Genomic DNA, 19,528 nt, shown 5'->3' with positions numbered 1-19,528 from the left:
GATAAGGCGCACAACCCGTTCGATTTCAATTAAACGCACTGTTATAGTTCCAGTACGTGTTATTGTAAAAAGAACAATCACGATCAAAAGATCGTAATTCTGAACATTAAATGGTAAGCCATTGGGAGTAATGGAAACCATTTCAAATTATTTCAATTAGACTTGGCTAAAGCCAAAAGAGGGGTCGCTCCCCCACTAGTCTTTTGAAATCCTGTGAGATTCGAAAATATATCCGGTCTCACTTGTATCAAATATGGTCGATTACATTCATTTGTAGTCGACCTATCTGCATTACAAGACAAAAGTACTAATTTAGTTGATTAAAGACAAGCATATAATCAAATTTTTGTAAATGTTTTTGTAAATATTTTTGTAAATCCTTGTCCCATTAAGTTATTAATTTGTATATTTGTACAAGTTAAACGGACAAGCAAAAATGACTTCTCAATTCAACAGTTTACTACAAGTTCTGGACTTCTTCAAGGATGAAGAAACCTGCAAAAACTATTTAGCTGAAAAGCGTTGGGGAGACACCCCTGCTTGCCCTCATTGCGGATGCCAAAAGGTGTACACTACTAATCGTGGTTACAAGTGTGGCAACAAAGAATGCCATAAGAAATTCACAGTAATTAGCGGCACTATCTTTGAAAACACAAAGATTGGCCTTCGCACTTGGTTTGCCGCAATGTACCTATGTACTGCCCACAAAAAAGGTATCAGTAGCTTGCAATTAAGCCGAGATCTTAATATTACTCAGAAAACTGCTTGGTTCGTTTTGCATCGTATACGTGAAATGCTGACTGAAAATGCACCAGAATTGCTTGAAGGAACTGTTGAAGTTGATGAAACTTATGTAGGCGGTAAAAACAAAAACCGTCACGCTAATAAGAAAACAAAAGAAGGCGAAAAGGATAAAACGCCTGTTGTAGGTGTTCTTGAAAGAGAAGGAAATGTTAGTACTTATGTTGTTGAAGAAACAACAGGAGAAGTACTTCAAGGCATTATGAGGGCAAAAGTAAGTACATCAGCTACTTTAATAACTGATTCTTACAAATCCTACGTAGGATTAGGCAAAGATTACAAACATACTGCTGTTAAGCATTCAGAAGGACAGTATGTTATTGATAGGGTTTTCCATACAAACAACATTGAAAACTTCTGGAGCCTGCTAAAAAGAGGTATTATCGGTATATACCACAATGTTAGCCCAAAACATCTTCATAGATATTGTAATGAATTCGGATTTCGTTATAATAGCAGAAAGATTAAGGACACTACCCGTTTTGAGCTATCAGTTGGACGTGCAGAAGGTAAAAGATTAAGATATACCGACCTTATAAAGAAGTAGGTTATGGAAGAAAAAAAGAAAGAGCCAAAAAAGAGGGCTGATAAATATGAAACAAAGGTGTCTGTAAAAGGCACCTTTGAAGATATGATTGCTGCGGCTTTAAAGCCAAGAAAGAAGGAGGCTAAAAAAAGCAGTTCAGATTAATCTGAACTGCTTTTTTCAATGCCGATCAAAGTTACAATTCTCTCAATCTCGTCATAGTTATACAGAATTCTTACTGATGGAATACCAAATCTTGTAAAATCTTCTGTAACCCACAAATAATGACCAAGCTCATCTATTTTTTCTATTTCTTCTGGTGTTGGATTTCGGGATAAAACCCAATCTATCGCAGAATCAAGTTCAAATATTCGATCAAATTCCTTTAAAATCTCTTTTACGCTTTCGTCAAACTCTTTCTCTCTAATAATTTGACATAGTGACTCGCTGGTTAAGTTTTGAATTCGCCCAATTCCTGTCATTTTCAGATGCTGTTTTATAAGTTAACAGATATGTGAAAAGAGGCAATTCTTCTCTATCACGCGCGTACTTCCATGCCATAAACTGGTGAGAGAAGTCACTTATATCCGTAGCGCTAATATCGCAAATATTTTTCAAGACTTCATCTATTAAAATGATTTCATCCTTACTAAATAATTCATTATTTGATGGGCGCTTAGCAATAAGTTTTTTCTGAATAAACCCAAACCGTTCTTTTTCTACAATAGTAATATCTCCGTTTTCGCATAGCTCATCTCTTAAACTTAATAATTGACTTGGTTTAGGAGTTGGCCCATTTTTTTGTTTTTCGTACAAAAAAGAGCTAATAGGCTCTCTTCGTTTCAAATAGGAAACGCTATCAATAAAATAAAATGCTTTATTCAAGAGTGTTGCGCCATAATTTGGCTTGTCCTGAAGTTGATTGGCAATATATATTAACAGCTCCCTAGTTTTTTCAGTAACTGAATTTGTTTTGTTGGCTGCAATCATAGTATATGAAAGTTTAATAGATTAATTAAAGAGGAACTATAAGATCGTCAACCTTTTAATAGTACGTTGAAAAAGGAAGCGTTGATACTCATAATAAATAAAGACGGTATTTTAGAAACTAAAAGTATTGATATAAAATATACGAACCAAAACAAAGTAAAAATATTTTGGTTCATGTGCTTGATAATCACCTATTATTACTGTAGAAACTCCTTTTAAAGTACATACTAACAAAAAATGGGTTCTTTTAGGCTTAAAATAGGTTCAAATATAATAATTTTTTTGTTAAAAGATATTTTTAATATCAATTTTTTGATTTTATTAATATCATATTTATAAATTTGCTAAGTACTAAGCCATAGTGTATTTTTGAAATTCTTGCAATCTCGGTACTGACCGTACCCTAGGAGTTTTACTTGATCAGTATATGCTATTAGGGGATTGATCCGCTCTTTGAAATTAAAAGTGTAATTCAGGCTATGAGAAAGCCTAAGTGTATTGACACTAATGAATTACAACTTTCTGAATCTTCCCACTTTTAGGGCTTTGCCCTTTGTTTCCCTCTTGTCCCAAGTCGTATATAGTCGCCGTTTACAGTCATATAAAAACATTTGCAGTCGTTTGCAAACGGAAAAAGCGCTTTTGGTTGCCCGGAACAAATGAATTTTACTATATTGCGCGAAGAGTCGTTATATATACACACTGTTTGAATCTGCAAACGGATTCAAATTAAACCAGTACAATGAATGAAGAATTGCCTTGAATGCGGGAAACCTCTGATGGGAAGGGTAGATAAAAAGTTCTGCTCCGATATGTGCCGGAACAGCTACAACAACCGGCTGAATTCAGATTCCTATAATGTAATCCGGAACATGAACAATCAACTGCGCAAAAACCGCAGGATTCTGGAAGAACTGTGCCCGGAAGAAAAATCCAAAACGACCAAAAGCATTCTTGTGAACAAAGGCTTTGACTTCAACCTTATAACCAGCGTCCGCCCTACATTGAAAGGCAGTATCTATTATTTTGTTTACGATTATGGATATCTTGACCTCGAAAATGATTTTTATCTGATTGTAAAAGATAAACGATTGGATAAATAGATATTTGCAAAAAATTCAAATTCCGCACGAATGAAAAAAGTAAGTCTTAGCGATTCCGGCCCGAAAGTGTCCGAAGCAGTTTATGGTTTCTGGAGATGGACCGATGAAGGTGTTCAAACCACTTCTCAGATCGAGAAAACAGTTAACCTTTGCCTGGATCTGGGCATAAACACTTTTGATCACGCGGATGTTTACGGTGATTTTACCATTGAAGAACACTTTGGAAAAATTATCCGGAACAAATCTTTTAAACGGGACGATATTGTCCTGTTCAGCAAATGCGGGATAAGAAAATCTAAAAACGGTTACCTGACTTACTACGATACTTCGCATAATCACATTATCAACAGCATCAACGGCTCGTTACAAAGGCTTAAAACCGACTATGTAGATATTTTTCTGCTGCACCAAAGTGACTTTCTGACCGATCCTGAGGAGACGGCCGGGGCGCTTGCAGAAATTGTAAAATCCGGAAAGGCCAAGCATATCGGCGTTGCCAATTTCACTGTTTTTCAGCACCAGCTGCTTGCATCTTATCTAAGAATCCCGATTGTGACCAATCACATCGAGCTGAACCTGATGAACACAACGGCGATTGAAGATGGCCGGATTGATTTTATCAAACAGAATTTCAGCAAACCGCTTGCATGGGCGCCGCTTGCAGGAGGTAAAATTCTGAACGGTACCGATGAAAAAGTAGTAAGGCTGCGCGCCAAACTGGAAGAAGTCGGAAAGAACTACCATGCAAACATAGAACAGACTGCTGTGGCATGGCTGATGAAACTGGGCACTTTGCCGATTATCGGTTCCCTTTCCGAATCCCGGATCAGAAATGCGGCAAGTGCATCCGAAATCAGGCTGAGCAATGAAGACTGGTATGAAATATATCATGCTGCCGGAAACAAAGTTTACTGATCACCTGTAAAATCCAGAACAAGCCTGAGCATTGCAGACGTGTTTCGGCATGACTTTTTGAAACAGCGTATACAGCTGAAAATATTTCTTAAAGTTTATCCCACGTTCAAATGGCAGTTATTGGCGAGCTTATCAAAAAAGCGATTGATTTTACGGGTATGATCATGAGCGATCCGGATCCTGTAAAAGCACAGAAAAAAGTACTTGAAAATCTGCTTGGAACTGCACGGCTTACGGCGTTTGGCAAAGCTTATCATTTTACAGAAATTCTTGAAAGCGAAGATGTCGTTGCTGCATTCCAAAGCAAAGTTCCCGTTCACGACTATGATAAAATGCATGCCGAATGGTGGCACTATTTGCTGGAAGGACATCAGAATGTAACCTGGCCGGGCGGACAGAATTATTTTGCGCTCAGCAGCGGAACAACCAGCAACAGCAAGCACATTCCGGTAACAGATGCCATGCTCGAGTCGATCCGAAAAGCAGGAATTCAGGAAATTGCCAGTCTGAGTGCATTCAACCTGCCCGGTGATTTTTTTACCAAACAAATCCTGATGCTGGGAAGCAGCACAAGCCTGATCGAGAAAGACGACCACAAAGAAGGCGAGATCAGCGGGATTTCCGCCAGTAACCTTCCAACCTGGTTTGGCGGATTTTACAAACCCGGACGTGAAATTGCCGACATTTCAGACTGGGACGAACGTGTCAGGAAAATTGCCGAAGAAGCTCCGAAATGGGATATAGGCTGCATTTCAGGTATTCCGGCCTGGATAGAACTGATGCTGAAAGAAATTATCAGTTATCACAAGCTCAGCAATATTCATGAAATATGGCCGAACCTGATGGTCTATACAACAGGCGGCGTAGCCTTTGAGCCTTACAAGAAAAGCCTTGAACAGTTACTGGCGCATCCGCTTATCTACATTGACACGTACCTTGCATCCGAAGGCTTTATTGCCATACAAAAACGGCCGGATACAACTTCCATGGCGCTTTTTCCGGACAACGGGATTTTTTATGAATTCGTACCTTTTGATGGCGACCATGTGGATGAAAACGGACTTGTAAAACCCGGCACAAAGGTATTTTCACTGGATGACGCAGAAGAAAACAAGGAATATGTTTTACTGATTTCTACGGTTTCAGGCGCATGGCGGTACATGATCGGCGATACCGTTACAATTACGGACAAGGCAAGAGCAGAAATAAAAATTACCGGCCGCACAAAGCATTTCCTTAATGTAGTGGGTTCACAGCTTTCTGTAAATCAGATGAACGACGCTTTGCGTGTACTTGAAAAAGAGTACGATACCATCATGAAGGAATTCATTGTAGCCGCTGTTCACAGAAACGAAGAGTACATACATAAGTGGTTCATAAGCTGCGACAAGTCACTCGATAAAGTTCAGGTTGCAGAAGCACTCGACAAAACCCTGAAAGAAAACAACAAGAATTACAACGTCGCCAGAACCAGAGCACTCAAAGGTGTAGAAGTTGAACTCATACCTGAAGAAATTTTCTACAAATGGAGTGAAGAAACCAAAAAGCTTGGAGGACAGGTAAAAATTCCGCGTGTCATGAAAGAAGAAGATTTCCTTGAATTTGCCGGCTTTGCAGAAAAAAACCTATGAGCTTTTTCCGTTCTGTCCGGTTTCCAGCTTCATAACCTGTTCCATAATATCGTCTGGCGAAAGATACAAACGGGCTATTTTCTGTTTGTATTTTTCTGACAGATTTGCGTTGTTCAGTATAAAATGCTTGGTTTCCAGGATATACTTTCCAAGCCCGTGATTTACAGCAAAAGTGTCTGCTGCCCGTTCGGCCTCGCGTACGTATTTTGAAGAAAGCAGATAGCCAACGCCAAACCGGATCATGCCCGGCATATTCCGGTTTTCATAATCCATGATGTGGCCCAGTTCGTGTCCGATCCAGCCGATGATGATGTTCGGCGGAAGCTGATGAATGGGAATGGCCGACGTTTTCAGTCTGAACAATGCGCTGATATTGATGTTGTAAGCCCGCTGTTTGCCAAATATGGAAAGCACCTTGGGCTGCGCCTGCATTACCGAACGCCTTATATTCTTTTTAAAAACAAAATCGATGTGCGTTTCCTTTAATTCAGGATAAAAGGACAGCGCCTTTAAAATCTCGTTTTCAAGAACTTTTGGGATAATCTTGTTTATTTTGTACTGATCGAATTCATCAGATGCTGACGGGTTATTCAATAAATCTGACATAGCAATGTTCTGATTTAAAAGTATCAGATCAGGGTCAAGTTAAAAAAATTATTCCAGATTACAGACGAAATTTCTTTACAACTTAACCGAACATTCTGCTACGCTAATCTTTCAATTGTTTGGCATCCAGCTTCCTGATTATATCCTTTTTATTAAACACCAAACGCCATACGGCAAAAGAAGTATCCGAACCCGCCATGCATACTCTGCATACCGGACTTTCCGCTGCAACGGGTGCATTGTAAACCAGAAGCGTGTCATTCAATTGCTGAATGTTATCGTTGGCGGTCATTTTTTTTTCGGCGCTGTACAGATAAGCTTCCAGTACTTCACGTTCCTTGGCAGCCAAACCGGTGTTTGTGATATCTTCTTTTCCCACCAGTGACACGCGTACGCCGTATTCCTTTTGCAAAGCTTCAACCACAGGTATGGACGAAAGGTTTTTACAAAGTTCGCCGGCTTTTTCAGGCGTTTTGCCCAATTGGTTTTTAAGCGATTTTTCGGCAATCTGAGCGATTTTTTTTCCCCATTCGTCGGCAGTATAAACAAGCTGCGTATTCGTAACCCTTTTGATTTGTGAAGCTTTAATTTCCCGGGAAAGTTCTTTTGTATTTTCAACACGGCCGCCCATATCACATGCTGATAAAAAGCAGAGCAAGGCTGCGGCATAAAACAGTTTCAGTTTCATCTTTTATTTAAATTATACTTTATGATAACGTTATGTAACAATGTGAAATTCACAAGATACGGCGAACACCTTAAAAACGTTCCTTTTATCTAAATTGCCTATCTTTGTGCCCCGAATGGGTAATGCCAAAGATTTTTACCGAGATGATTGATAAATTAGAAGCCATAAAAGAACGTTTCGAAGAAGTTTCGCAACAGATTATACAGCCGGAAATTGTATCCGACTCTGCACGCTATTCCAAAATTAGCAAGGAATACAAAGATCTAGGCCGTATTGTTGAATATTATAATGCTTATCAGAAAATCCAGAAAGACATTGCCGGTACCAAAGAGCTCATTGCAACCGAAAAAGATGAGGAACTGAGGGAAATGGCCAAAGAAGAACTGGACGAGCTCACTCCGAAACTGGAAGAACTGGAACAATCCATAAAAGAACTTTTGATCCCGAAAGATCCGAATGACAGCAGAAATATAATTCTGGAAATAAGAGGAGGAACCGGCGGCGACGAAGCGGCAATTTTTGCAGGCGACCTGTTCCGGATGTATCAGCGCTTTTTTGAGAGAATGGGCTGGCGTTCATCTATTATGGATTTTACGGAAGGCACCAACGGAGGTTACAAGGAAATTATCTGTAAAGTGGAAGGCGAAGATGTATACGGTAAAATGAAGTTCGAATCCGGCGTACACCGCGTGCAGCGCGTTCCTCAGACCGAATCACAGGGCAGAATCCATACTTCCGCGGCTTCGGTGGCTGTGTTGCCCGAAGCAGAAGAAGTGGATGTGCAGATCAACATGAATGACATCCGCGTGGATACCTTTCAGTCGTCGGGAGCCGGCGGACAGTCGGTAAACACAACTTATTCTGCGGTAAGGCTTACGCACATCCCTTCCGGCCTTGTCGTAAGCTGCCAGGATGAACGTTCTCAATTGAAAAACAAAGATCGTGCATTAAGCGTGCTGCGTTCCAGATTGTACGAAATCGAGCTTAAAAAGCATAACGACGCCATCAGTTCACAGCGTAAATCCATGGTCGGCAGCGGCGACCGTTCCGATAAGATCCGTACTTACAACTATCCGCAGAGCCGCATTACAGATCACCGCATCGGCTATACGGTTTATAACCTTCCGGCTGTGATGGAAGGCGATATCGGTGAATTCATTGAGAAATTAAGGATTGCCGAAAACGCGGAAAGAATGCAGGAAGGAGAAACCGTTTAATTTACCTGGAAGCGTAAATGGCATTGTAGGTCTTTGATTTATACGTTTCAAAGGCTTCCTTTTTATAATATCCGTCTCCGATAAAAGTAATTACCTGATGATACTCCTTTGCTTTCAGGTACCCGGGCAAAGGCTGTATCATCTGAAATTTCTCATCCAGAAATACCGTAGTCGGGAAACTCGGCTGATTATTCGTTAATGCCAGCGCAAGCTGGTGAATTCCTCTGCCGCCTTCTGCAATGAACTCGAATTTTGTATTATCCAGCATGATCGGCTGTTTCTGTTCAGCATCAAGCTTTACTGCATAATACTTTTTATTGACGTAATCGATTACTGCCTTGTTTCTGAAGGTTTCGCGGTCCATTACTTTGCACCATCCGCACCAATCCGTGTAAACATCAATCAAGATCTTTCTTGGTTCCGTCTTGGTTTTGGCATAAGCCTGCTCAATTGTCAGCCACTGAATTCCCTGCGCTCCCGAAACCGATTTGTCGGATTGGAAACCGGTTAAGCAAATTAGAATCACTAAGACCGGAAGAACGCAATTGAACAAATTTTTCATAAGAAGTTATTTGCCAGAATAAAGTTAAACACAAGTATAAAAGTTCCGGCAAAGAATTTAAGTTTCTCCACATATCAACCCATTACAGCCAACAGAAAAAGTCGGGTATCGACTTACGAAGAACAAGCCGGCGTCATAAATCAATTCATTTTCCTACCTTTGCAGCGTTTTGGTGCCGAACACTGCTTTTATGCAGCAGTAAGGCTTAATAGGGAATCCCGTTTTATTCGGGAGCTGTCCCCGCAACTGTAAGTCCACAAACGCTGATTCTATCTGCATTGCCACTGTTCTGACAAACGGGAAGGCGCCGGAATCAGCAGGACAAGCCAGGAGACCTGCCGGAACCAATTACTGTTTGTACGTTTTCGGAGGAAGAACGGAAAGCATTTGCTCATTCATTATCCTTTTTGTGTGTTTAACAAGCGGAAGCTTCTTCTGATTCTTTCTGTCACTGCCGGCTTTTTTGTGTCTGAAAATGTTCAGGCGCAAAGTGACAGCGTAGGGCTTGAAACCGTAACCATTCGCGGATTTGCGCCGGAACGGTTTATGAGCGGGCTTAAAGTACAGAAAATGGATTCGGCTGCACGGAACAATTTCCGTTTTCAGAACATCAGCGATCTGCTTTCCTTGTACACGCCGCTGGCTTTCAAAAACTATGGCCATGGGCAATTAAATACTGTTTCCTTCCGCGGAACGTCGGCTAATCATACGGCAGTTTTATGGAACGGACTGAATATCAACTCTCCTATTCTTGGACAAACGGATTTTTCAACGATCCCTGTTGCAGGATTTGATGAACTTTCGGTTCAGTATGGCTCTGCGGCCAGCATTGTAGGCTCGGATGCAGTCGGCGGAAGCATTCTGCTCGGAAGCACAGCGCCTGCCCAGTCCTTGCATTTATCCATCGGCAGGCAGCAGGAAAGTTTTAACAATAGCCAGACGCAGCTGACGGCACAATACGGAAAAGCCATTCATCCAAAATATACATTTTCCGGAAAAACCAGCGTGTACGATGGCCGCATCAAAAATGATTATCCGTATACCGAACGAAGAAAATATGCCATACTGCCTTCGGAAACATTTCAGCGGGGTTTGGTTCAGGATTTATTTTTCCAGTCAGCAAACGGCAGGGAATTGTCGGCGCATGTCTGGCTGACCGAAAACAACCTTACTTTAACTCCGGAAGATACCGCCGGCAGGGAACAGACTTTTACCAAAGCATACCGGACCATGATCCGGTATCAGCAAAAAGCGTTCAGTTTCCGGACTTCGTGGGTTCGTGATATCATCGATTATGCCAAAGGTGATCTTTCCAGGCCGGATCATGCAGTTACGGACAAATTCTCGAACCGGATTGAAAAAGATTTCAGCCGTACATTTGGCAACAACAGCAGCATTCAGGTAAAAGCCGGCGGAGAATGGACGCATTACCGCGCGCAGGTCGCAGGCTACGTTTCGCCGGTCAATTCGGAAAACCGGAGCGACCTTTACGTGCTCACGCGTTTTCAGGCAACTTCCTGCCTGCTTGTTTCCGTCAATCTGCGTCAGGCTTTTGTAACCAGGTACAATCCGCCGTTCACGCCTTCACTGGGCACTGAATATTATCTGGTCAGAAATCCGGATTACAATTTGAAATTCAAAGGCTCCGTTGGAAAAAGCTATCGCGTTCCGACCTTAAATGAACGTTTCTGGAAAGATCTCGGCAATCCGGACATAAAACCCGAAAATGGCTGGAACAAGGAAATCGGTTTTGAACAGAATTATTTGCCGGATAACAGCAATTCGTTTTCTGCCTCTCTGACTGCATATCACAACCGCATCAAAGACTGGACTTACTGGAATGCTTCCAGAAATTACCGTGTGGAGAATTTGCAGCAGGTCCTTGCAAAAGGAATCGAACTGCAGGCCGGCTGGAAAAACAGCTCCGCAGAATGGAAATCGGGAGCAAATCTTAATTATGCACTGAATAAAAGCACGCAGGAAAAAGCTTATGACGCTTATTCACTCGATATTATTGGCAAGCAGCTTGTGTTTGTTCCGGTTCATACCGGCAGTTTCATTGCATTTATACAGCATAAAAGCACACGGCTTACTGCCCAGATCCAGACAACCAGCAAACGTTTTGCTACTTTTGACAACACGCAGCACCTGGACAGCTATATGCTTGCCAATTTGCTTGCAGAAACGACATTACACCTGAACAAAGCCAAAATACGTTTTCAGGGACAGATCAATAATATTTCCGATACGTTTTATCTGAATGTACGGAACAATGCCATGCCCGGAAGAAGTTTTGCATTAAGTTTGATTATCAGCTATGATCAGCCGGCCAAAATAAAATACTTTTAATAAATCCAATCAAAAATGAACAAACAGTTAATCAGATTAGCAGTAACAGCATCTTTGTCCTCTTTCCTGTGGTCCTGTAACCAGAGCGACCCGACTCCGAAAGGCAATTATGTGCAGGGGGTATTTGTTATCAATGAAGGAAATTTTTCACAGAATAACGGTGCCGTTTCTTTTTTCACAAGAGAACAGACTACTGCGGAAGCGGATATTTTCTCGACGGTCAATAATGCTCCGCTTAACGGCGGCGTACAGGGCTATGCCGAAATCGGCGACCGCGGCGTTGTACTTGTTGACAATTCGGGATCGGGACTGGATAAAGCGGTGATTGTAAACAGCAATACTTTTGAAACGGTAACGACCATCGGAGCTTCGGAAATTGATAATCCACGCGAAATTGTTGCAGCCGGTAACAAGGTTTATATTTCCTGCTGGGGAAGTAACGCGGATTATTCTTACAAAACGGGTTACATCGCTGTTATAGAACTTCCGTCCAACCGGTTTGTTAAAAAAATCAACATTAACTCGGGCCCTGAAAATCTGGTTTACAACAATGGAAAACTTTACGTAGGAACTGTTTCTTACGGCGGAGGAAAAACGCTCACGGTTATCAATACATCCACGGACGAAATCGAAAAAACCATTGCTCTGAACGGAGCACCTGCTCCGATCGGAATTGATGCAAACGGAAAACTTTGGGTAAGTGCCGGCACGCAGGCCATCCGCATGAACACGGAAACCAATGCGGCAGAAGCAACGCTGGCAATCGGTACAGACCAGAAAAAATCGGCCAGCAATTTCGCTTTCAGCTCCGACCGCAAGACGATTTTCTTTGTACTTTCTTACAGCGATGCCAATTACGTAAGCCACGGTGAAACGTACAAATTCGGCATTACGGATGCACAGATTGATGTGAACACGCCCTTTATCAAAAGGATATTCACCGGCTTGTCCGTCGATCCTTCACAAGGTCTGATTTACGCTGCTGTTACGCCTTCGTACGCGCAGGCCGGATATGCAGTTCGCTATCGTACGGACGGAAGTGTTGTCGATTCTGTAAAAGTAGGCGTTGCTCCTACCGGATTTTTCTTCAAGTAATATTCAGGAATCATATAAAAACGAAAAGGTCTCCGCGGAGACCTTTTTCGTTTGAAGAGTAATTTATTACTTGAAAAATCCCTGAGGATCAGGCATTTTGGCTTTCAGCAATTCAACAAAATCCAGATTCATCAGTGAAAAATCCAGCGCTCTTCCCCGATGCAGATATTCCCAGGATTTTTCCGGTTCGTTCAGGTTATAATGCAGCAAGGCGAGATTATACTGTCCCAGCGCATAAGTTGAGTCCAATTCCGTTGCATGTTTCAGCAATTTCCCGGCTTCATCCAGATCTTCTTTACGATTGGTAAGCGCATATAATTTCAAATCCACTGTAGACAAATCCACAAGCAGCGCAACATTATCATTCTGAATGTTGATACCCCGGCTGAGCATGCGTTTGGCATCCGTCCAGTTTTCCCGTTGATAGGAAACTACGCCCAATCCCCAGTAAGCCTCTACATTTTTATCATTCAGCAAATGCGCAAGGTTGAAACGGTAACAGGCCGTATCCAGCGCACCTTCCTGAAGATATTCCCAGGCACGTGCCGCAAAGAAATTACTGGCTTCGGTCCGGCTTGAAAATGATCTGTCACATTCACTCAGAAACTTGATTTCGTGATCAATCTGCTCGGAGGTTTTGCCTGCTTCCCCAAAAAGCGGAAGTACACGTCTTTCTTTTAGTTCAAGCGGCTTTTTCTGAGCAACATTCGCATCGGTATTCGGGCTGGCACTTGCAAGATGCGTGTTCTGGGCAAATCCTAAAACAGGTAACAAAACTGCAATCCAAAAAACAACAGATTCTTTCATAACAAATTTAATAGAAACAGGTTTTCTATTGTCCAAGTTAAACGGATTAATTGAAATTGTATTGCGTTACCGCCTTTTACTTCTTCCTGTTGCATTCCGGCGGTTTTGATGCGTTTTTCCGGCAGATTTCGGAGCCTGATGAAAGGTTTTTTTCTTTTCGTGAAAAGCACCCAGAAAGGTCGGATCTTCTTTCCTTTTCTGATTGTCAATTTCCCTTAACATATCCTGACGCTCATTGTGAGGTGTTGGCGCAATTTCAACATCTTCCGGCAATTCTTTTCTCGGAATCGTCATCCGGATCATTTTTTCTATTTTCAGGATATGATATTCGTCGGCCATGGTAATAAAAGTAATGGCCTCGCCTACTTTATTCGCCCGGCCCGTGCGTCCGATACGGTGCACATAATCTTCATAAATCAGCGGAACGTCGAAATTGATGACATGGCTTACTTCGGTAATATCAATCCCTCTGGAAACCACGTCCGTTGCCACCATAACCCGCACAGAACCTTCTCTGAATGCCTCCATGGCGTTTATACGTGTATTCTGTCCTTTATTGGCATGAATTACACGCAGTTCCTGTTCCCTTACAACCCGGCCCAGCAAATGCTCGTGCACAAGCCCGGCTACTTCCTTGCTGCGTGTAAAAACCAGTACGCGGTTAAAAACTTCCTTATCTTTCAATAAGCTCGTCAGCAAATTGATCTTGGTCCGGAAGTTGGGTACTTCGTACATGGATTGCGCCACCATTTCGGCCGTTGTAGCCTGCGGTGTAATTTCAATTCTTGTCGGGAATTCCAGAAATTCGTAAGACAAACGTTCCACTTTTTCTGAAAAAGTTGCCGAGAAAAGCATGTTCTGTCTTTTACGCGGAATGATTTCCAGCAATTTGCGGATCTGCGGCATAAAACCCATATCCATCATTTTATCCGCTTCATCCAGAATCATCACATTCAGATGCTTTACGATGATTTCTTCTTTAAAGTAAAGGTCCATAAACCGGCCCGGCGTTGCTACAATAATGTCCACACCTTTGCGAATGGCTTCTGTCTGCGCTTTCGGTCCTATTCCGCCGTAGAGTACAACCGTACGGATGTCAGTATATTTGCTTAATTGTATGATTGTTTCGGAAATCTGCATGGCCAGTTCCCGAGTAGGTGCAAGAATCAGCGCCCGCGGATGTTCGCCCTGCGCGTATTTGATCCGCATCAGCAAAGGCAAAGTATAGGCTGCCGTTTTACCGGTTCCTGTTTGTGCGATGCCTAATATATCCTGTCCGGCAATGGCCAGCGGTATGGCCTGTTCCTGTATCGGAGTAGGTTCTGTATAACCTGCTTCTTCAATGGCGTTGAGTAATTGCCTGTTAAGCTTGAATTGCTCAAAATTGTTTTGCGTAGTTTGCATGCTGCAAAGGTACAAAAACTAAATGCAGTCACCGATATTATGCATAAATGGCTTCATCCGTAATCCAGATGAAGCCATTGTATTCAAATCAATTTATTGATAAACCGGAACTGTTTTACACGCTCTTCAAAAAAGTTGAAACATCACTTTTTAAGTCCCAATGCAGTTAAACTAACCTTGCAAGCGCCTCTTTCAACGTCTCAATCTTGGCTTCGGCATCGGCTTGTTTCAGGCGTTCTTTTTCAACGATATCTCCTTTTGCATTCTGTACAAAACGCTCATTGGAAAGCTTTTTCTTTACAGATTCCAGAAAACCCAGCGTATAATCCAGCTCTTTCTGAAGATTCTCGCGCTCTGTTTCCACGTCCACTTCACCGGCCAGGTTTACAAAAAACTCATCCGACTTGACACGGAACGAAGTTCCTTCTCCTTCTTCGTTCACATAGACAAGCGCTTCCACATTAGCGAGTTTCCGGATCAATGGTTCCAGCTTTTGATAACGCTCCTGCATTTCTGTCCGGACAGCAAGCGGCAATGTAATTTTTGGACTGATGTTTTTCGCATTGCGCAGGTTTCTTACCGAGGAAACAAGTTCAAACAGGATTTCAAAATCATTGATTACAGATTGATCTGTTTCTTTCGGCTTCGGAAAAGCTGCAATGCAAATGGAATCTTTCTCTTTTCTTTCACGGATGTTCTGCCAGATTTCCTCTGAAATAAACGGCATGAACGGATGAAGCAGCCGCATCAGACGATCATAAAAATCAAGTGTGGCTTCGTATGTCGCTGCATCAATAGGCTGCTCAAAACCGGGTTTGATCATTTCCAGGAACTGCGAGCAGAAATCATCCCATATCAGTTTGTAAACCGTATTCAGCGCATCGGAAATCCGGAATTTGGAAAAATGATCGTGTACTTCTGCCAAAACCTGATTTAATCTGCTATCAAACCATTGTACGGCCAGCGCCGAGCCTTGGGGCTGTTCTGTATTTTGTGAAACCTGAAAAGATTTGACAAGCCGGAATGCATTCCAGATTTTGTTGCCGAAATTTCTTCCCTGTTCAACAAGCTTTTCGTCATAAGGCAAATCGTTTCCCGCCTGCGAACTGAACAGCATACCCGTCCGGATGCTATCCGCGCCATACTGTGCAATCAGATCAATCGGGTCGGGCGAATTGCCGAGCGACTTGGACATTTTACGGCCCAGTTTATCTCTGACGATTCCGGTCAGATAAACATTCTTGAACGGATAATTGCCTTTGTATTCATAACCGGCAATGATCATGCGCGCCACCCAGAAAAACAGGATTTCCGGAGCGGTAACAAGGTCATTGGTCGGATAATAATATTTGATGTCTTCATTTTCAGGCTCTTTTATCCCGTTAAAAACCGAAATCGGCCACAGCCACGATGAAAACCAGGTATCCAGCACGTCCGGGTCCTGCGTAATATCTTCTTCCGTCAATGCAAAAAGCTGGTATTCATGCTGCGCTTTCCGCAATGCTTCGCGTTTGGACTTCGCAATGATCATCGTTCCGTCGTTCAGGTAAAAGGCCGGAATCCGATGACCCCACCAAAGCTGGCGGCTGATATTCCAGTCGCGGACGTTTTCCATCCAGTGACGGTATGTATTTTTAAATTTTGCAGGAATGAGCTGGATAGTGTCGTTCATGACGTTCTCAAAAGCAGGCTTGCTGATTTCCTCCATTTTCAGAAACCATTGCTCCGAAAGCCGCGGCTCAATCACCGCATCCGTACGCTCGGAATGGCCGACATTTGACCTGTATTCTTCCACTTTTACCAGATTTCCGGACTCTTCCAGCAGCTTAATGATTTTTTTGCGCGCCGCAAAACGGTCTTCTCCGATCAGGATCTGTGCTTTTTCATTCAGCGTACCGTCTTCATTAAGCAAGTCAATAATCGGAAGATTATGCCTTTTTCCCAGTTCGTAATCGTTGGTATCATGCGCAGGCGTTACTTTCAGACAGCCCGTTCCAAAATCCATTTCCACATAATCATCGGCAATAACCGGGATCGCCCGATGGATCAGCGGAATGGAAACCTGCTTTCCGATGAGGTGCTGATAACGTTCGTCATTCGGGTTCACGCAAATCGCCACATCCGCCATAATCGTTTCCGGCCGCGTCGTAGCAATAACAACGCCTTCCTCCATCGTCCCTTCTCCATTCTCCCCCACCAACGGATATTTGAGATAAACCAACCTTTGATTTACCTCTTTCATAATTACTTCCTCATCCGAAACGGTTGTGCGCGCCTGCGGATCCCAGTTTACCATGCGGTGGCCGCGGTATATTTTTCCTTTGTTATAAAGATCAATAAAAACATCGATAACGGAATCGTACAGGTCAGGCTCCATTGTAAAGCGCGTACGATCCCAATCGCAGGACGCGCCGAGCTTGCGGAGCTGCTGAAGAATGATACCGCCATACTTGTGCGTCCATTCCCAGCAATATTCCAGAAACTCATCCCGCGAGAGGTCTTTTTTACTGATTCCGCGTTCTTTCAGCATGGCTACAACCTTGGCTTCGGTAGCAATGGAAGCGTGGTCGGTGCCGGGAACCCAGCATGCCTCTTTTCCTTCCATGCGCGCCTTACGGACGAGTATATCCTGAATCGTATTATTCAGCATGTGCCCCATATGCAGCACACCGGTGACATTGGGCGGCGGAATGACAATCGTGTAAGGTTCTTTGTCAGGATCAGGCTTTGAATTAAAATACCTGTTTTCAAGCCAGTAGGAATACCATTTGTCTTCTATTTCCTGCGGGGCATATGTTTTGGAAATCATTCGAGTACCAGAAATTGCTGAAACCAGCGTTGACTATCTTAAAAAGAAGGCAAGTTAGGCGTTGCAGGCGAAATTTCTAAACTATTGTTCTTCTTTACGCAAAGGCAGCCATACGGTGAAAGTACTTCCTTCGCCGGGTTTGCTCTGGACGGTAACCGTTCCCTCGTGCGCCTCGACCATTTTTTTAACATAGCTCAGGCCAAGCCCGAAACCTTTTACATCATGCACATTGCCGGTTGGAACCCTGTAAAAAGTATCAAAAATCCGGTTCTGCTGTTCACGGCTCATGCCAATTCCGTGATCTGAAATGGCAATGGCTATCCCGTTATTTTCGTTTTGTGTTTTTATGGCGATGTACAGTTTTTCCGGCGAATATTTGATTGCATTATCCACAAGGTTATTAAGTATGTTGGAAATATGCACTTCATCGCCGGACACAATTTCCTGATCCGCTTCAAAGTCCAGAACGACTTCTCCGTCCTTTTGCTCGATCTGCACACTTTGCGCATTCAAGGCGTTGCCGATCAGATCATGGATGTTTGCATCGCTGATTTTCAGTTTTACATGCCCTTTATCCAGCAGCGCCATCTGAAGTACTTTCTCGACGTGCGTTCCCAAACGTTTATTTTCTTCCCGGATTATGCCAAGATACCGGCTTAATCGGGGGCTGGCATCCGCCTGCTGTAATTTCACCGAGTTTTCCTGCGCCATTTCCGCAGCAAGAGCAATTGTGGAAATGGGCGTTTTGAACTCGTGCGTCATGTTGTTGATAAAATCATTCTTGATATCGGAAAGCTTTTTCTGGCGCAGGATCGTGGTTACGGCCATGTAAAAACAAGCCATAATCACCAGAATCAACACGCCCGAGCCGCCGAACATCACGCCCATGTTGCTGAGAATAAACTTTTTCTGATCCGGAAAATACACGTACAATGCATTTTGTGCATTCAGGGTTTCGTTTGGAAAAAGGGATGCTTTATACGATTTTTCTTCCCATTCCGAAGGTTTTAAATCTGCCGTGGAAAAAATCAGATTGTTCGTATTTTCGCCGCGCACTGCAAATTCGTAGGGCAATGTTATTCCGTTTTGTACCAGTTGTTTCTTCAGTAGAGTATCCAGTAAAAAGCGGTTTACACGCTGCTCAATCGGCCTTTTTGTATAAATAAGATCCTGCATTACCTGTTTCAGAAGATCGGCTCTGTCCAGATCGGCTGAACTGATCACGGCCCTGTTACTTTTATTCCTGCCGTTCATGACAAGCTGTCTGTTTGCCGTTTGCCGGTTTACAGAATCGTTTCCGGGACTGTTGACTTCTTTATTGTTCTGTTTTGCATTTTGTTGGTTATAAACTTCGCGGAACGCATTTCCGAGACGCTGTTCATCTTCCATTCGCCTCTTCACAAATTCGTCTATTCCGGAAAGACCGTATTGCTGCGCCTGAAAAAACTCTTCCATGATCCGCCGCTGATGATCCACCATAACCCTGAAATTCGGGCTCAGTACATCGGTCGGAACGGCCTCGGTAATAATCTGATAATGAATTTCCTCGCCGTTTGGCCCGATGACAACTTCAAATTTGGGCCTTGCACGCGGCACATTTTCCTGCACGGTCTGCTGCTTGGCCGCTGCCGTTCTTTTAAAAGGCATGTTCCTGAGCTGCGCAATGCGGTCCAGCTTGCTTTTCTGCTGCTCTGTATCGATCCGCCGCTGCAAAAGATACATCATTTCCTGTTTTTCCAGACGGTGCACAACTTCCTGAACCGACTCGGAAACTTTCTGATTGAACTGATCATTGCGTATATCAATTGCTTCCCGGATCCAGTACCATTGAAAAGCAATAAGCCCGATCAATGCCAGGCACATCAGCCCGACGATGATCTGAATTTTTCTTCTAGTCATAAATTTTTAATTCTCCGGTGCAACGCCGCAACCTGTTTTCCCGACTTTCTGCTGTTAACAAATTTAACGCATACGTCCTGTCCGCATTTGTTTTTAACATTATTTAACAACGTTGAAAAACAGTCG

Annotated in this window: 17 protein-coding genes and 1 riboswitch; of the genes, 8 read left to right on the top strand and 9 right to left on the bottom strand. The window is 43.0% G+C overall.

Translation table 11 applies throughout. From position 1 onward, the window contains the following. The first annotated feature begins 436 nt into the window (after positions 1-436). Both FEM33_RS06610 and FEM33_RS26290 read left to right on the top strand, forming a co-directional pair. On the top strand, positions 437-1,348 hold the full coding sequence (locus FEM33_RS06610) for an IS1595 family transposase (protein WP_139011287.1): 912 nt from the start codon (positions 437-439) through the stop codon (positions 1,346-1,348). 3 nt (positions 1,349-1,351) lie between these two features. After that, complete coding sequence (locus FEM33_RS26290) at positions 1,352-1,492, top strand: hypothetical protein (RefSeq protein WP_161597075.1); 141 nt, start codon at positions 1,352-1,354, stop codon at positions 1,490-1,492. On the opposite strand, the gene FEM33_RS06605 is transcribed toward FEM33_RS26290, so the two are convergent. After that, a complete protein-coding gene (locus tag FEM33_RS06605) occupies positions 1,489-1,809 on the bottom strand; it encodes a hypothetical protein (RefSeq protein WP_139011286.1) in 321 nt (106 codons plus the stop codon). The two genes, FEM33_RS26290 and FEM33_RS06605, sit on opposite strands and share 4 nt — an antisense overlap. Next, positions 1,751-2,317, bottom strand: coding sequence for a Panacea domain-containing protein (locus tag FEM33_RS06600; RefSeq protein ID WP_139011285.1), 567 nt, complete (start codon positions 2,315-2,317; stop codon positions 1,751-1,753). Before FEM33_RS06600 ends, FEM33_RS06605 begins: the two co-directional genes overlap by 59 nt. Before the next feature lie 746 nt (positions 2,318-3,063). Here FEM33_RS06600 and FEM33_RS06595 point away from each other — a divergent pair. The 3 genes from FEM33_RS06595 (at position 3,064) to FEM33_RS06585 (ending at position 5,966) form a co-directional block, all read left to right on the top strand. Then, positions 3,064-3,420: a DNA gyrase inhibitor YacG gene (locus tag FEM33_RS06595; protein WP_138283602.1), complete on the top strand. Its 357-nt coding sequence runs from the start codon at positions 3,064-3,066 to the stop codon at positions 3,418-3,420. 30 nt (positions 3,421-3,450) lie between these two features. Next, a complete protein-coding gene (locus tag FEM33_RS06590) occupies positions 3,451-4,335 on the top strand; it encodes an aldo/keto reductase (RefSeq protein ID WP_139011284.1) in 885 nt (294 codons plus the stop codon). Positions 4,336-4,445: 110 nt separating this feature from the next. Continuing rightward, the gene (locus FEM33_RS06585) at positions 4,446-5,966 is read left to right on the top strand and encodes a GH3 family acyl-acid amido synthetase (protein ID WP_139011283.1); all 1,521 of its coding nucleotides are present in this window, start codon (positions 4,446-4,448) and stop codon (positions 5,964-5,966) included. On the opposite strand, the gene FEM33_RS06580 is transcribed toward FEM33_RS06585, so the two are convergent. Then, on the bottom strand, positions 5,961-6,572 hold the full coding sequence (locus FEM33_RS06580) for a M48 family metalloprotease (protein WP_139011282.1): 612 nt from the start codon (positions 6,570-6,572) through the stop codon (positions 5,961-5,963). The two genes, FEM33_RS06585 and FEM33_RS06580, sit on opposite strands and share 6 nt — an antisense overlap. A gap of 103 nt (positions 6,573-6,675) precedes the next feature. Then, positions 6,676-7,260 carry a hypothetical protein gene (locus FEM33_RS06575; protein ID WP_139011281.1) on the bottom strand — a complete coding sequence of 195 codons (585 nt, stop codon included), beginning with the start codon at positions 7,258-7,260 and terminating at the stop codon, positions 6,676-6,678. A 143-nt stretch (positions 7,261-7,403) separates the two neighbouring features. Here FEM33_RS06575 and prfA point away from each other — a divergent pair, with 143 nt between their 5' ends. Continuing rightward, complete coding sequence (gene prfA / locus FEM33_RS06570; protein WP_139011280.1) at positions 7,404-8,477, top strand: peptide chain release factor 1; 1,074 nt, start codon at positions 7,404-7,406, stop codon at positions 8,475-8,477. Between the two features lies 1 nt (position 8,478). Here the strand turns inward: prfA and FEM33_RS06565 are convergent, their stop codons facing one another. After that, the gene (locus FEM33_RS06565; protein WP_229214119.1) at positions 8,479-9,003 is read right to left on the bottom strand and encodes a thioredoxin family protein; all 525 of its coding nucleotides are present in this window, start codon (positions 9,001-9,003) and stop codon (positions 8,479-8,481) included. A 189-nt stretch (positions 9,004-9,192) separates the two neighbouring features. Next, positions 9,193-9,396, top strand: a riboswitch (cobalamin riboswitch). Positions 9,397-9,504: 108 nt separating this feature from the next. Between FEM33_RS06565 and FEM33_RS06560 the strand changes: the two genes are divergently transcribed. Both FEM33_RS06560 and FEM33_RS06555 read left to right on the top strand, forming a co-directional pair. Further along, on the top strand, positions 9,505-11,388 hold the full coding sequence (locus tag FEM33_RS06560) for a TonB-dependent receptor plug domain-containing protein (RefSeq protein ID WP_229214118.1): 1,884 nt from the start codon (positions 9,505-9,507) through the stop codon (positions 11,386-11,388). Positions 11,389-11,403: 15 nt separating this feature from the next. Continuing rightward, on the top strand, positions 11,404-12,483 hold the full coding sequence (locus FEM33_RS06555; protein WP_139011277.1) for a YncE family protein: 1,080 nt from the start codon (positions 11,404-11,406) through the stop codon (positions 12,481-12,483). 66 nt (positions 12,484-12,549) lie between these two features. On the opposite strand, the gene FEM33_RS06550 is transcribed toward FEM33_RS06555, so the two are convergent. The 4 genes from FEM33_RS06550 to FEM33_RS06535 all read right to left on the bottom strand — a co-directional run bounded on the left by FEM33_RS06550 (position 12,550) and on the right by FEM33_RS06535 (position 19,402). After that, complete coding sequence (locus FEM33_RS06550) at positions 12,550-13,290, bottom strand: tetratricopeptide repeat protein (protein WP_139011276.1); 741 nt, start codon at positions 13,288-13,290, stop codon at positions 12,550-12,552. Positions 13,291-13,356: 66 nt separating this feature from the next. Beyond that, a complete protein-coding gene (locus tag FEM33_RS06545; protein ID WP_139011275.1) occupies positions 13,357-14,694 on the bottom strand; it encodes a DEAD/DEAH box helicase in 1,338 nt (445 codons plus the stop codon). A gap of 166 nt (positions 14,695-14,860) precedes the next feature. Next, on the bottom strand, positions 14,861-17,503 hold the full coding sequence (locus tag FEM33_RS06540) for a valine--tRNA ligase (RefSeq protein WP_139011274.1): 2,643 nt from the start codon (positions 17,501-17,503) through the stop codon (positions 14,861-14,863). An 81-nt stretch (positions 17,504-17,584) separates the two neighbouring features. Then, on the bottom strand, positions 17,585-19,402 hold the full coding sequence (locus tag FEM33_RS06535; protein ID WP_139011273.1) for a sensor histidine kinase: 1,818 nt from the start codon (positions 19,400-19,402) through the stop codon (positions 17,585-17,587). Between the last annotated feature and the right edge of the window lie 126 nt (positions 19,403-19,528).

The organism is Dyadobacter flavalbus (genome assembly GCF_006149045.1).
Classification (GTDB): Bacteria; Bacteroidota; Bacteroidia; order Cytophagales; family Spirosomataceae; genus Dyadobacter; species Dyadobacter flavalbus.
Note: the sequence above shows the minus strand (reverse complement) of the source record. Positions and strands in the feature narration are given on the sequence as shown.